This window comes from Candidatus Clostridium helianthi (assembly GCF_045310795.1).
Taxonomy (GTDB): Bacteria; Bacillota; Clostridia; order Clostridiales; family Clostridiaceae; genus Clostridium; species Clostridium helianthi.
In genome coordinates this window covers 59,815-73,836 of record NZ_JBJIAB010000020.1, presented here as the reverse complement: position 1 = coordinate 73,836, position 14,022 = coordinate 59,815, and the positions used below count along the sequence as shown (strand labels likewise).

General features: G+C 30.0%; 13 protein-coding genes and 1 riboswitch. Of the genes, 12 read left to right on the top strand and 1 reads right to left on the bottom strand.

The window, feature by feature from the left end; genetic code table 11:
• Positions 1–64: 64 nt before the first annotated feature.
• Positions 65–316, top strand: a riboswitch (cobalamin riboswitch).
• 197 nt (positions 317–513) lie between these two features.
• From ACJDTP_RS15805 to ACJDTP_RS15755, 11 genes are all read left to right on the top strand, one after another.
• A complete protein-coding gene (locus ACJDTP_RS15805; protein WP_406761778.1) occupies positions 514–1,338 on the top strand; it encodes a sirohydrochlorin cobaltochelatase in 825 nt (274 codons plus the stop codon).
• Between the two features lie 80 nt (positions 1,339–1,418).
• Positions 1,419–2,801 carry a cobyrinic acid a,c-diamide synthase CobB gene (locus tag ACJDTP_RS15800; RefSeq protein WP_406761777.1) on the top strand — a complete coding sequence of 461 codons (1,383 nt, stop codon included), beginning with the start codon at positions 1,419–1,421 and terminating at the stop codon, positions 2,799–2,801.
• 49 nt (positions 2,802–2,850) lie between these two features.
• Positions 2,851–3,561 carry a YfjL-like protein gene (locus ACJDTP_RS15795; RefSeq protein ID WP_077856499.1) on the top strand — a complete coding sequence of 237 codons (711 nt, stop codon included), beginning with the start codon at positions 2,851–2,853 and terminating at the stop codon, positions 3,559–3,561.
• An 83-nt stretch (positions 3,562–3,644) separates the two neighbouring features.
• A complete protein-coding gene (locus tag ACJDTP_RS15790; RefSeq protein ID WP_012058527.1) occupies positions 3,645–4,268 on the top strand; it encodes a precorrin-8X methylmutase in 624 nt (207 codons plus the stop codon).
• 57 nt (positions 4,269–4,325) lie between these two features.
• Positions 4,326–5,510 carry a cobalt-precorrin-5B (C(1))-methyltransferase CbiD gene (gene cbiD / locus ACJDTP_RS15785; protein ID WP_406761776.1) on the top strand — a complete coding sequence of 395 codons (1,185 nt, stop codon included), beginning with the start codon at positions 4,326–4,328 and terminating at the stop codon, positions 5,508–5,510.
• A gap of 110 nt (positions 5,511–5,620) precedes the next feature.
• Positions 5,621–6,235, top strand: coding sequence for a precorrin-6y C5,15-methyltransferase (decarboxylating) subunit CbiE (gene cbiE / locus ACJDTP_RS15780; protein ID WP_406761775.1), 615 nt, complete (start codon positions 5,621–5,623; stop codon positions 6,233–6,235).
• A gap of 66 nt (positions 6,236–6,301) precedes the next feature.
• Positions 6,302–6,874 (top strand): precorrin-6Y C5,15-methyltransferase (decarboxylating) subunit CbiT, encoded by a 573-nt coding sequence (gene cbiT, locus ACJDTP_RS15775; protein ID WP_012058530.1) that lies wholly within the window; start codon positions 6,302–6,304, stop codon positions 6,872–6,874.
• Between the two features lie 147 nt (positions 6,875–7,021).
• A complete protein-coding gene (locus ACJDTP_RS15770; RefSeq protein ID WP_012058531.1) occupies positions 7,022–7,687 on the top strand; it encodes a cobalt-factor II C(20)-methyltransferase in 666 nt (221 codons plus the stop codon).
• A gap of 49 nt (positions 7,688–7,736) precedes the next feature.
• Positions 7,737–8,507, top strand: a complete 771-nt coding sequence (gene cobM, locus ACJDTP_RS15765; protein WP_041897259.1) for a precorrin-4 C(11)-methyltransferase — start codon at positions 7,737–7,739, stop codon at positions 8,505–8,507.
• On the top strand, positions 8,494–9,627 hold the full coding sequence (gene cbiG, locus ACJDTP_RS15760) for a cobalt-precorrin 5A hydrolase (RefSeq protein WP_406761774.1): 1,134 nt from the start codon (positions 8,494–8,496) through the stop codon (positions 9,625–9,627). The genes cobM and cbiG overlap by 14 nt, the downstream gene beginning before the upstream one ends.
• A 95-nt stretch (positions 9,628–9,722) precedes the next feature.
• Entirely contained in the window at positions 9,723–10,355 is a 633-nt protein-coding gene (locus ACJDTP_RS15755; protein ID WP_077844972.1) for a hypothetical protein, read from the top strand.
• Positions 10,356–10,534: 179 nt separating this feature from the next.
• On the opposite strand, the gene ACJDTP_RS15750 is transcribed toward ACJDTP_RS15755, so the two are convergent.
• Positions 10,535–11,263 (bottom strand): UTRA domain-containing protein, encoded by a 729-nt coding sequence (locus tag ACJDTP_RS15750; RefSeq protein WP_242965547.1) that lies wholly within the window; start codon positions 11,261–11,263, stop codon positions 10,535–10,537.
• 1,333 nt (positions 11,264–12,596) lie between these two features.
• Between ACJDTP_RS15750 and treP the strand changes: the two genes are divergently transcribed.
• Positions 12,597–14,012, top strand: a complete 1,416-nt coding sequence (treP, locus tag ACJDTP_RS15745; protein ID WP_078115672.1) for a PTS system trehalose-specific EIIBC component — start codon at positions 12,597–12,599, stop codon at positions 14,010–14,012.
• Positions 14,013–14,022 lie beyond the last annotated feature (10 nt).

Sequence of the window (14,022 nt, the reverse complement as noted above, 5' to 3'; positions counted from 1 at the left end):
ACTGTCAACAATAAACCTCATTTTAGTTGAATAAAATACAATAGTCCTATATAATTTAAAATACAATAAGAAATGATTTTTAGGTTCATATAAGGTTAAGTGTATATGATTAAAAGGGAAAGTGGTTAAAATCCACTACAGCCCCCGCTACTGTGATGGAAGACTAATCTCTAAAGTATATATAAAAGTGCTCATTAATTAAAAAGTAGCTGCTTTTAAATAGTATACTGAAAAATCCACTGAGAAATTTTCTTGGGAAGGAAGAGAATTAGGATGAGGCCAAAGTCAGGAGACCTGCCTAGGAGTTTATAAAAATGCTATTCTTCGGAGGGAAGAAAACTTGCAAATAGCGGGATGTAGTAGAGTATATTCTACATTCTTAATTTGTTATGTATTTCCTCCTTATCTAATGATAAAGAGGATTTTTATATATTCCAAATTATAAATCTTATGAAATATTTATAAATTTATTAAATTAAGGTCTTTTTTTAGACAATTTTAGGAGGAAAATACATGAGAAAAGCTATTTTAGTAGTTAGTTTCGGAACAAGCCATTTAGAGGCGCTTAAGAGTTCAATTGAAAAAATTGAAAATAAAATCAAAGAGGAATTTAAAGATTATGAAGTTTTTAGAGCTTTTACAGCTCATTTTATAATAAAGAAATTAAAGGCAAAGGAAAATTTGGATATATTAACACCAGAAGAAGCCCTAGAAGATTTGAAATCTAGAGGATTTGAAGAAGTTATAGTGCAGCCGCTTCATATAATTCCAGGAGAAGAATTTGATTACATCAAAGGTGTTGTGGAGCAAAGGAGAAATGATTTTAAAGATCTTAAGCTTGGAAGACCAATATTTTTTTATCAAGGAATGAATGGATTACCAGAAGATTATTCTTTATTTATTGAAAGTATTAAAGATGTTTTCGAAGGTGAAGAAAGTGTAATATTATTTGGCCACGGTACAGAACATCCATCTAATGCAGTCTATGGAATGCTGCAAACTGTTTTGGTAGATGAAGATTATGAGAATGTTTTTGTGGCAACTGTAGAAGGGTATCCAACAGTTGAAAATGTAGTAAGGAAATTAAAGAAAAAAGGAATAAATAAGACAAAACTTGTTCCTCTATTACTTGTGGCTGGTGATCACGTAAAGAATGATATGGCATCAGATGAAGAGCATTCTTTAAAGACTAGGCTTCAAAAAGAAGGAATTGAAGTGAAGTTACATATGCACGGACTTGGAGAGGTTGATAAATTTGATGGACTTTATATAAATAGAATTTATGACTCAATTGAGAATAAATATATAAATGCTGGAAGGACTAAAAAACTTAGATAATCTAGTCCTACAGTTGCAAAATTCTTTGCAGGTATTTAGGCAGAGTTTAAAAGTCTTGTTAGTACAGAAAGGAAAATAATATGAGGTCTATAATTATATCTTCCAATTGCAGCGGAGGAGGAAAAACTACTTTTACTCTTGGGCTTATGAAAGTACTTAAAAGTAGAAATTTTCATGTACAAGGTTATAAGGTAGGACCGGATTATATAGATACAGCATTTCATAAAGCAGTCACAGGGATAGCTTCAAGAAATCTTGATACTTTCTTAATGGGTGAAGAAGGTGTGAAAAAAAGTTTTCAAAAAGGTTCTGGAAATATTGGTATAATAGAAGGTGTTATGGGATTATATGACGGAATTGGAGCAAGTGAAAAAGGTTCCACTTATCATGTTTCAAAACTTTTAGGAAATATGCCTATAGTGCTAGTGTTGTCTCCTAAGGGGCAAAGTGCAAGTATATGCGCTGAGATTAGCGGCTTTAAAAATTATAAGGATGCTAATATTGTTGGTGTCGTATTAAATTCTGTAAGTGAAAAGTATTATAATTTATTAAAATATGCAATAGAAAAGAATTGCAATTTAAAAGTTTTTGGATATATTCCTAAAACGCCAGAAATAGCATTAAGCAGCAGGCATTTAGGGCTTGTTCAGAGTATGGAAATTCTTAATCTTGAAGAAAAATTAGATATATGTGCAAATTTAATGGAAAAATATGTGGATATAGATGGAATTATAAATGCAACTCAGGAGTATAAAATAAGTACAGATGGTGATCTTAATAATTCCTTTAAAGAAGATGATAAACAAAAAAGTTTTGAAAGTTTAAAAGAAGAATCTAAAAATAGAAATTTTAAAATAGGAGTGGCTTTAGATAAGGCGTTTAGTTTCTATTATAAAGATAATTTGGAAGCTTTAGAAAACTTGGGTGAGATAGTTTATTTTAGTCCAATCAATGATAAAGAATTACCGAAAAACTTAGATTTCTTATATATAGGTGGAGGATATCCAGAAGTATTCAAAAAGGAATTGGAAAACAATTATTCTATGAGAAAAAGTATTAAAGAAGCCTTAGATAGAGGCTTGAGATGTTATGCAGAATGTGGTGGACTTATGTATCTTACACAATCAATAGATGGATCAGAAATGGTTGGTTTTTTTAATGGGGATAGCACAATGACTAACAAGCTTCAGAATTTTGGTTACTGTAAGGTTAAAATAGATAACAAGTGTTTTAATAATAGGAGTTTAGAAGATAATGAATTTGAAATTAATGCCCATGAGTTTCATAAGTCAAAGGTAGATTTAGATGAGGACAATGTATATGAAGTAGAAAAAACTTTATATAATGGGGAAGTATTAAAGTGGAAATGCGGATACTTTAAAAATAATACTTTAGGAGGATATGCCCATATAAACTTTCTTGGAAATGAAGAATTACTAAAAGCGTTGGTTAACTTTTTATAAAAGATGTAATATAAATAAGAAAATATGGTAGATTTGTAGGGGGAGCGTAATGAGAAAACGTAGTATACTTCTCAGTATAAGCATTATAATTATTATTGTTTTAGCTTTTGGCGGTTGTATTTATATGAATATAAATGGCCTGCCTTGGAAGATCAAAGAAACAGAAGTGTTTACACAGAATTATTTGAGCAAAAAGTACCCAGATTTAAAGTATAAAATTAATAGAGCTTACTATAATTCAAAATCTGGGAAGTATTTATGTAATGTTAGTACTGAAGAAGATACCCCAGTAACATTTCGAGTGACAATGCTTAATAAAGACAGTGGTGAAGATAATTACCTTGAAAGCAAGGTTAATCTTGAGGCGAAAAATATGGTCACAAGCTTAATTGAAGAAAATGAACCTAGCATAAAGATAAAACAAATTTCAGTATTAGAAGATGCTGGAGCTAATGCAGATAGTAAGAGTTATGATAAGTATACAAGTTTTATACCAGGAGATTCATATCCTCTAAAAATAGATATAAGATGGGAAAGTGATGAAGTTTCTTTAGAAGCTTTTGTAGATAAAGTATTGAGAATTAGAGAGAATTTAAAAAATAGAGATATAGCAGTATGCGGCCTTGATGTTATTGATGATACCAATAACTATGGTATTGATTTATCAGGAAGAGAAGTAAATGGGAAAAAAGAAGGCAACTATAATTTTACAAAGGATCAGATTATAGACGATAAAATAGCTTATGAAATGGAAAAGTAAATTATTAATGAATTAATGGATTTATTAAACTTAGAAAGAGGTGAGTTTGGTGAGGTGTTTGTTAAATCCCTCGCTAAAAATATATGGAATATTTAAAAAATCCTATGGGAATTGAAGAAAAAAGTTTTGAGATTATTGGTAACGAAATGGGGGCGCACTCATTTAGCGAAGAAGAACTGCTTATAGTTAAAAGAACTATTCACACTACTGCAGACTTTGAATATAAAGATTTGGTAGAAATAAGTGAAACAGCAATTGAAACTGCAAAAGGTATTTTTAAACAAGGTGCAAAAATCTATACGGATACTAATATGGCTTTAAACGGAATTAATAAAATGGCCTTAGCTAAAACTAATAGTGAAGTTATCTGCTATGTGAATGAAGAAATAGTTCATAAAGAAGCAAAGGAAAAAAACATTACTAGAAGCATGGCAGCGGTTGAAAAAGCTTGCATGGATAATGTAGATATATTCGTTTTTGGTAATGCACCAACAGCACTTTTTAGACTTAAAGAGTTAATAAAAGAAGGAAAGGCAAAACCAAAGCTTATAATAGCGGCGCCAGTAGGGTTTGTTGGAGCTGCAGAAAGTAAGGAAAATATGGATGAGCTTAATATACCTTACATAAGAATTAAAGGAAGAAAAGGTGGAAGCACTGTTGCAGCAGCAATAGTTAATGCCCTTATGTACATGGTGGTTTCAAGATAATTAAGTTTATTAGATTAAAGATAGTTAAAAAGTTAATGATGTCAGGAGGTGATTTTTATGTTTGAAATGTACGTTGATGTAGATGGAAAAAGGTTAAGATGTGGATATACGACAGGTTCTTGTAGTGCTGGGGCAGCAAAAGCAGCAACAATTATCTTATTTAATAAAGAGAAAAATCTTAATGAAATAGAGATTGCAACTCCTAAAGGAATTGATGTAACAATGCCTATAGAATTAATAGAAAAATTTGATGATTATGTTGAGTGTACTATTTTAAAAGATGGTGGAGATGATCCTGATAACACTCATGGAATAGAAATAAAGGCCATGGTTAAAAAGATCAAACCAATAGATAATAAAATATTTCAAGATGAAGACTTGCAAAAGTTTGATAGTGCTTTAGTTGAAGATAGCAGAGCAGAAAAAGAAGATGAGTTAGAAAGAGTAGTGCTTAAAGGCGGAACAGGAGTTGGAATTGTCACTAAGGATGGGCTTTTTATTCCTAAAGGACAAGCGGCTATTAACCCTGTTCCTAGAAAGATGATAAAAGAAGAAGTATTAAAAGTGTTACCGCCTGGAGAAAGAGTTGAAGTAATAATTTCAGTGCCTCAAGGAGAAAAAGTAGCAAAAAAAACTTTTAATCCTAGGCTTGGGATTGAAGGTGGGATTTCTATTCTTGGGACAACAGGAATTGTATATCCTATGTCAGAAGATGCGCTTAAAGCTTCCATAAAGATAGAAATTACCCAAAAAGCAATAAATAATGAAAGATTAGTTTTAACTTTTGGAAATTTAGGCGATAATTATTGTAAGGAACTTGGGTTTAAAGAGGAAGAAGTGGTAACATGTTCAAATTTTATAGGATTTGCATTAGAGACTTGTGTTTCATGTAAAGTTAAGTCTATTATAATAGTTGGACATATAGGAAAGATGAGTAAAATAGCTTATGGATGCTTTAATACCCACAGTAAGGTCAATGGAGTGAGGCTTGAAGTTATTGCATTAGAACTTGCACTTCTTGGATATGATATGTCACTTGTGAAAAGAGTGCTTGAGGAAAAGACATGTGAAGGTGCAGTTAAAATGCTTGGAGATGGATATGACAAACTCTATGAGAACATTGGAAATAAGATAGTTCAAAAAATCAAAGAGCATGTTTATGGAGAGTTAGAAGTTGACGCTGTAATGTATTATGGCGCATCAAATCCGATTTTATTATGGAAGTCCATTAAGGATAATTAATAATAAGGTTCAATATAAATTTTAGGATAGTTCATTAGATTATGGATTATGTAAATATTTTAGGGATTAATATTAAAAAGTTAATTAAGCTTTCATAGGGGGACACAAAAATGATTTATATTGTAGGGCTTGGTCCTGGACACAGGGATTATATTATGCCTAAGGCCTTGGAAATATTAAAAAAATCTAATATAATAATAGGCTTTAAAAGAGCATTGGATTCCTTAGAGTTTGTAGATAATAAAAAATTATATATAAATAAGCTAAGTGATATTAACGAATATATATGTGATGAGAAAAACAGAAGTATGATTATTTCGATTGTTGCATCTGGTGATCCAACTTTTTATGGGATAACAAATTATATAAAAAGTAAAGCAGCTTTAGAATTTCAAGTAATACCAGGGATAAGTTCTTTTCAATATCTGACATGTAAATTAAATATGTCATGGAATAATGCATACCTAGGAAGTCTACATGGAAGGAAAGAAGACTTTTTGACTGTGGTTAATAATCACGACTTAAGCATTTGGCTTACAGATAAGGAGAATAATCCTGCTATGTTATGTGAAATTTTGCATAAAGAAAAAGTTAGATGTAAAGTTGTAATAGGAGAAAATTTATCCTATGAAGATGAGAGTATAACTAATGGGACTCCAGAGGAATTTATGAATAAAAAATATGATTCACTGAGTGTATTTATAGTAGATAGAACAAGTCGATAGAACTTATAATGATTTTTGTGTGACGTTGACGTTTGATTAATACCTGAAATAGAGGAGGAAATTTTCATGGTTTTTATAAAAGATGAAGAGTTTATTAGAGGAAACTGCCCAATGACAAAGGAAGATATAAGAATACTTTCAATTGCGAAAATGAACTTAACGGATAATTCTTTAGTACTAGATGTTGGAAGCGGTACAGGGAGTATTACAGTTCAGGCTGCTAAAATTGCAAAAAACGGTAAGGTGCTTGCAATAGAAAAAAATTATGAAGCATATGAAATTACAGAAACTAATGTGGAAAAGTTTGAATGTGATAATGTAAAGATTTTAAATAAAGAAGCAAGTAGAGTACTGGATACTTTGATTTTTCAAGGTTTAAAATTTGATTCCATATTCATTGGAGGCAGCAGCGGGCATTTAGAGGAGATATTACTTAAGGTAAATGCAATCGTAGTAAAAAAAGGCACGATAGTTATGAATTTTATTACCTTAGACAATGCATACAGAGCAATTGAGGTCATGAAGAAACTAGATTATAAAATTGAAATTTCATTAGTTAATATAAGTAAAAACCGTGAAGATACTTTAATGATGATAGCTAATAATCCAATATATATAATTCAATGTATAAGGAATTAAGTATAATTTAATAAAGATTTTTAAGATAAAATAATACATAGTTGTTATAAATAAAAGTGTATAAATAAAGATAATATGATATCAGTAACTAGAATTAAAATAATAATATATACATATGTAGTTACTTAGGAAGAGAGGAATTATAAAATGGCAACATTATACGGAATAGGTGTAGGACCTGGAGATACTGAACTTTTAACTGTAAAGGCAGTAAGAACAATAGAAAGGTGTCAAGTTGTAGTCGCACCATCTGCTACTGAAGGTGGGGAAAGCATTGCGCTTGAAACAGCTAGAGAATATATAAAACCAGGTACCGAAGTTATTGTAAAGCATTTTCCAATGGGGAAGAAAGATAGAGTAATAAAAGCATTGGAGGCTTATGAATTTATAGAAGCAAGGCTTAAAGAAGGAAAGGATGTTGCATTTTTAACTATTGGAGATCCGTATATTTACAGTACATATAGTCATATGTTAAAGCATGTTAGAGATTGTGGATTTGATGTTCAAACAATTCCTGGAATAACGTCTTTTTGTGCGGCTGGGAGCTTAGTTAATAGGACTTTAGTTGTAGGTGACGAGAAGCTAGTGGTTATGCCAGCTACTAAAGTGAAGGAAATAACAGATGAAAAGTTTGTTGTAATAATGAAAGTATACAAGCATGAAGAAGAAGTTATAAATACATTAGAAGAAAAAGGCTTTGATTATGTTTATGCAAGTAGAGTAGGCAGAGAGGGAGAGACTGTTTTAACTGAAAGAGAAGAAATACTAAAACTTAGAGATTATATGTCTTTAATAATAGCAAACAGGGAATAAATATAATAAAATATTAGTTAATTTAACAATAAAAAGGAGTGTTTTACGCATGATTTATTTTATAGGGGCAGGTCCTGGAGCAGCTGATTTAATAACAGTTAGAGGTCGTGATTTATTAGAAAGAGCAGATGTAGTAATATATGCTGGTTCTTTAGTTTCAAAAGAACATTTAGAATATTGCAGACCAGACGTTCAAATCTACAATTCTGCTAATATGACTTTAGAAGATGTAATGGAAATAATGACCATGGAAGAACAAATGGGAAAATTAGTTGTAAGGCTACATACAGGTGATCCATCAATTTACGGAGCTATAAGAGAGCAAATGGTTGAACTTGACAGGGTTAGTATACCTTATGAAGTTGTTCCAGGTGTAAGTTCATTTACAGGTGCGGCTGCAGCTATAAATAGAGAATTTACTTTACCAGGAGTATCACAAACTGTAATTTTAACTAGGATTGAGGGAAGAACTCCTGTTCCAGCAAATGAGGATCTTGAAACATTGGCATCTATTGGAGCATCAATGGCTATATTTTTATCTATTTCAATGATAGATAAAGTTGTTGAGAAACTTAGAAAAGGGTATAAAAAGAATGTTTCAATAGCTGTAGTTGAAAGAGCTACATGGCCTGATCAAAGAGTAATTATGGGAACTCTTGATGATATAGCAGAAAAAGTTAAGGAAAATAATATTACTAAATGTGCACAAATATTAGTTGGAGATTTTATTGATAGCGATTTTGAAAAAAGCTTGTTATATGATAAGAGTTTTTCGCATATGTTCAGAGACGCTGAGGATACAAGTAATGAATCTAAATAATGAAGAACTATCTAAAAAGTCCCAAAATGAGGCGATAAATTCACTTAGTAAAAATATAAGTATAATTTGTCCATCGCCTAGGGGAAAAGAGATAGCATTGAAGCTTAAAGAAAGCTTTAATGGAAGATTATATATAAAAGAAAATAATTCATCACAAGATCAGATTAATAATTGTAAGTCAGAAATGAACACTTTTGCATATGGTGAAGATTTCAATTTAAAGACTATTACGAAAGAAGCTATGAATAATTCAGAAGGTATTATATTTATATCTTCAACAGGAATTGCAGTAAGAGCAATAGCTCCATTTCTTGAAGGCAAGGATAAGGATCCAGGAATTGTAGTAGTTGATCTATCATGTAAATATGCAATAAATATATTAAATGGACATTTAGGTGGAGGCAATGAGCTTACTTATAAGGTATCAGAAATATTAAATTCTATGCCTATTATAACCACTGCAAGTGATAATTTAGGGCTGATTGCCCCAGATATTTTAGCTAAAGAAAATAATTTAATTATTGAAGATTTAAAAAAAGCTAAATATATGGCGGCTCTTCTAATTAATAAAAAAATAATTGGAATTAAAGATGATTATAATATAATTAAAATCAGTAATGGATACGAAAAAATACAGTACCTAAGGGAGGATTGTATTTGGATAACTCATTGTTTAAAAAGTAGTAATAATGAAGAACTTAAAAAAACTGATTATTCTAAGATACTTAGACTTATAAAAAAAGATATAATTTTAGGTATCGGTTGTAGGAAAGGCACAACTTATGAAAAATTATATGACTTTGTAAATGCAAATTTAATAAAATATAATTTGGATATAAGAGCAGTGTCTTGCATTGTTTCGGTAGATATTAAAGCTAATGAAGAAGGTATTATAAAATTAGCAGAAAGAATTAATTGTCCATTCAAAACTTTTAGCAAAGATGAAATAAAAACAGTTCAAGATAAATATGATAAAAGTGAATTCGTATTTAAAACACTTGGAATAACTGGGGTCTGTGAGCCTTCTGTTGATCTTGCAGGTGCAGAGGTTATTATAAGCAAAATAAAGCATGAAGGTATGACATTAGCTATAGGGGTACTTAAAAACATATTGGAATAAGTTTTAAAATCAATCCTTCATGTTCATGCATTGGAAAAGTATGCTATAATATAGCTGATGAAGCATTTATTTTAAAAAGTAGGGGAGAAGAGAATATGACGATTTTGGACATGCTAAATAAAATGAATGAGAATAATAAATTAATGGCTAAGTCATTAGAAATCATTAAAGACAATTATACAAGTTTAGTAAATGACAATTATGAATTGACTCTTGATGAAAATAGGGAATTAAGTGTAAAGATTCCTAGTCTTGAAAGAAGAAATGAATATGTATATAAAAGTGTGGCTGAGTACCCTTATCCATTAATTATGTGCATGAGAATCTCAGAAAGTAGTAATGTTGAAAGATATAACTATATGTTGTCTAAATTCATGGATTTATATAGAGATAAGTTGGATTTGTTATTTAAGGATGTACATATCGTTGATACATTAAAGGCAAAAATAGTAAAAACTAAAGATAGAATAGATTACGTAACATATTATTCAATAGCTACAGGAGCTATTGGTGCAGTATTATTAATTATATTCAATTTTACTAATAATGTAAAAAATGCAATTACAATAGGAATTATAGTTTTTTTTATTCTCGCATTATTCATGCAGATTACAAAAGAAAGCCAAGTGAAAAAGATAGTTGATGCATATATAAGTTTAATAAAAACAGAATGGTATCAAAAAGAATTAAATAAGCAATATACATACCTTTGCAATTTTATAGAATAATATAAATTCATTTTCATTAAATAAATATCCTATACAAAAAAACTTACTAAAAATTTATTTAGTAAGTTTTTTTGTATTTAGGAAATTATAATGCAATTAAATCAGCGGATAACTTTTATAGTAGTCTATTTTACCAGAGTTAAATACTATAAAAGAATAAAAAATGTAATTCACTATGATTAAATATTTTTTCTTAAAGATGATGATTCAACAAATACAAATTTATCTGGTCTATGACGAGATTCTGTATATTCAAAAAGTTTACCAGAATCAGTATAAGCATATGTTTTTACGACAGCAACACAATCATATGTACCTAAATCTAAAAATCTTTTATCCAATTCTGTTGCATGTTCAACAACAATAATCTTTTTTGAAGCAAGAATTTTTGTGTTTAGATCTTTTTCAATATATTCATACACGGAATTTTGAGCAATTTCTATAGTCAAATCTTTTGCTACATCAGCACTAAAATAATTTACATCAAGGATAATTGGTTCATTATCATAAAATCTTATTCTATGAAGGTGATATACTTCAGTATCTAATTTTAAAGCAGTTATTCTTGATAAGGATTCATCTATAGTTATTTTTGAAAAATGAACAACACTAGTAGTGAATTTCTTTTTTGTATGTAATTCTTGTAAGCCAAGTAGATTACCAATAGGAAGTTCTATTGATTCTCTGCTTTCTAATATTATTACGCCCTTACCTTTAACGCTTTTAACATATCCATCTTTACTCAATTCATTAATTGCTCTTCTAACAGTATTTCTACTACATTTAAATTTATCAACTAGTTCCATTTCGGTAGGAAGCATCATAGAATTATCATACTTACCACTATCTATATTGCTTTTTAATATGTGATATATATCTTTGAATTTTACATTAGGCAAAGTTAACACTCCCTTAAGTTATCTTGGGGTATATATGCTGCAATTGGATTTCTACATTTTATACTTAATTGAGCGTTTATCTAACTAAAATCTTAAATGTAAATTTATTATTGTAGCATATATAAAATATTTGTACTATAGGTAACTCAACTATAATCTATACTTATGCGTATACTTCGCCGAAATGAATAATATACTTTTATTCCAGTTTCTGGGTAATTTTAATGGGTCATTCTAAGGCTATAAAGTTGCACCCAAAGTGCTAGCCTCAAAGAACAAGCTTTGAACTAGCGCATTTGGAACAACTTATAGCCAAAGAATCACATCCATCAAAATTACCAATGAAACATTCCACAAAAGTTTATTAATCATTTCTGGTTGGGAGGTATTCCGTAGTCTAAGTATAGTTTATGATTGTGTTAACTATAGGATTCGATGAATATATTATACTTTATTTTTTTTAATAAGTTAACTAAATAATTAAAATAATAAGGTGATAAATTACTTGGTGTAATTTATTAATATATGATAATGTAAGTCACTCCAACACCTAAAAAATTTGCACTATTTTGCACTATATAGATAAACAACTTAAGAATTTGATTTATACTTTGCATTAAATGCCATACTAGAAAGCAGAAACATTTTTATGAAACAGGCATTGAAAATGAGCTGTTAAAAGCCCTTAATTGTAGGTTGTTCCATTAATGCTTGTCACAATGAAATTGGGAGCAAGCATTAGTGGTGCAACCTGCAATTTAGCACTTTCAGCAAAATTTTCATAGTCCTGTGAAATAACAATGCTTTTACTTTCGGTGGATTATTGCATAAGTCTAGGTTATATATTGTTTATCTATATAGATAAACAATTTTAAAACTGAATTTATATGGTAACTTACCGAAATTATAAATATTTTGGTTATGAAAAGCTATGAAAATATATTTATGATTTCTAGTAAAGATATGAATTTGAAACTTTAGCAGATCTGTAAATTTAAACTTGATTTAAGAGTTATTAAAATGATAGAAAATCTTAAATTTGAATAGGTTATTTGAACAAATTTAAAATATGTTTAAACATATTTTAAATTTGCTCAATGTTACAAGATGGCTTAAATGCTGAATACTAAACAATTTCAAGAAATTTGTTTAAACAAATGTTAAAAATATTATTGACTATATGTTTAAAATAGATTATGATGATATTGTAAACATTTAAATGTTAGATTTAATATAAAATTTATTAATTAATTGTTCAATTGGACTAATACAAAACAAAATTGTATTAATATTCATGAACTTATTCTTTAAAGTAATAAAAATCGAATTGGAGGTTTTAATAATGGGGAAATTTCAAAATGATGCAAAAGAACTATTAAAGCTAGTTGGTGGAAAAGAAAACATCTCAGCAGTTACACATTGTGTTACTAGAATGAGATTTGTATTAAACGATCCAAGTAAAGCTGGCGTAAATGAAATTGAGAAATTAAAAAGTGTAAAAGGAACATTTACACAAGCAGGACAGTTCCAAGTTATAATTGGGAATGAAGTATCAACATTTTATAATGACTTTATAGCAGTTTCAGGAATAGATGGAGTAAGTAAAGATGCAGTAAAAGATGTTGCTAAAAACAATATGACTTTTATACAAAAGCTTATGGCAAATATAGCAGAAATATTTTCACCACTTATTCCAGCTATCATCGTTGGAGGTTTGATTTTAGGGTTTAGAAATATTATTGGAGATATGAAATTATTAGAAGGCGGAACAAAATCTTTAGTTGAAGTATCTCAATTCTGGGCTGGGACAAACAGTTTCTTATGGTTAATTGGAGAAGCTATATTCCACTTCTTACCAGTAGGTATTACATGGTCAATTACAAAGAAAATGGGGACAACCCAAATTCTCGGTATAGTTTTAGGTATTACATTAGTTTCACCACAACTTTTAAATGCATATGCAGTTGCAGGTACACCAGCTGATAAAATTCCATTCTGGGATTTTGGATTTGCACATGTAAACATGATTGGATATCAAGCACAAGTTATACCAGCTATACTTGCAGGTTTTGCATTAGTATTTCTTGAAAGAGGTGCAAGAAAGATAAGTCCGGCATCAATATCAATGATAGTTGTACCATTCTTTGCTTTAGTACCAGCTGTTTTGATAGCTCATATTGTTATAGGACCTATAGGCTGGGCAATTGGTGCAGCTATTTCAAAAGTAGTATATGGTGGACTTACATCTTCATTTGGTATGATTTTTGCAGCAATCTTTGGATTCCTTTATGCACCACTTGTTATTACAGGACTTCACCATATGACAAATGCAATAGATCTTCAATTAATGGCACAATTTGGAGGAACATCACTTTGGCCAATGATAGCATTATCTAATATCGCACAAGGTTCAGCAGTTTTAGCTATGATATATTTACAAAGAAAGAATCAAGAAGCTCAAGAAGTTAATGTACCAGCTTGTATTTCAGCTTACCTTGGAGTTACTGAACCGGCAATGTTTGGTGTTAACTTAAAGCATGGATTCCCATTCTTCTGTGGAATGGCAGGATCAGCAATAGCAGCAATAATTTCAGTTGGAAGTGGCGTAATGGCAAACTCAATCGGTGTTGGAGGACTTCCAGGTATATTATCAATAAAACCAGCATTCATGATGATATTTGCATTAGCAATGCTTGTAGCAGTAGTAGTACCATTTGTTCTTACAGTAATTGTAGGAAAAAAGAAAGCAATAAGCTAGGATAGGAAGG

Bases quoted from the DNA above. Each gene is read 5' to 3' on its own strand.
- ACJDTP_RS15805 (WP_406761778.1), top strand. From the start codon at position 514: ATGAGAAAAGCTATTTTAGTAGTTAGTTTCGGAACAAGCCATTTAGAG.
- cbiG (WP_406761774.1), top strand. From the start codon at position 8,494: ATGAATCTAAATAATGAAGAACTATCTAAAAAGTCCCAAAATGAGGCG.
- ACJDTP_RS15795 (WP_077856499.1), top strand. From the start codon at position 2,851: ATGAGAAAACGTAGTATACTTCTCAGTATAAGCATTATAATTATTATT.
- ACJDTP_RS15800 (WP_406761777.1), top strand. From the start codon at position 1,419: ATGAGGTCTATAATTATATCTTCCAATTGCAGCGGAGGAGGAAAAACT.
- cbiD (WP_406761776.1), top strand. From the start codon at position 4,326: ATGTTTGAAATGTACGTTGATGTAGATGGAAAAAGGTTAAGATGTGGA.
- ACJDTP_RS15755 (WP_077844972.1), top strand. From the start codon at position 9,723: ATGACGATTTTGGACATGCTAAATAAAATGAATGAGAATAATAAATTA.
- ACJDTP_RS15790 (WP_012058527.1), top strand. From the start codon at position 3,645: ATGGAATATTTAAAAAATCCTATGGGAATTGAAGAAAAAAGTTTTGAG.
- cobM (WP_041897259.1), top strand. From the start codon at position 7,737: ATGATTTATTTTATAGGGGCAGGTCCTGGAGCAGCTGATTTAATAACA.
- cbiE (WP_406761775.1), top strand. From the start codon at position 5,621: ATGATTTATATTGTAGGGCTTGGTCCTGGACACAGGGATTATATTATG.
- ACJDTP_RS15770 (WP_012058531.1), top strand. From the start codon at position 7,022: ATGGCAACATTATACGGAATAGGTGTAGGACCTGGAGATACTGAACTT.
- cbiT (WP_012058530.1), top strand. From the start codon at position 6,302: ATGGTTTTTATAAAAGATGAAGAGTTTATTAGAGGAAACTGCCCAATG.
- treP (WP_078115672.1), top strand. From the start codon at position 12,597: ATGGGGAAATTTCAAAATGATGCAAAAGAACTATTAAAGCTAGTTGGT.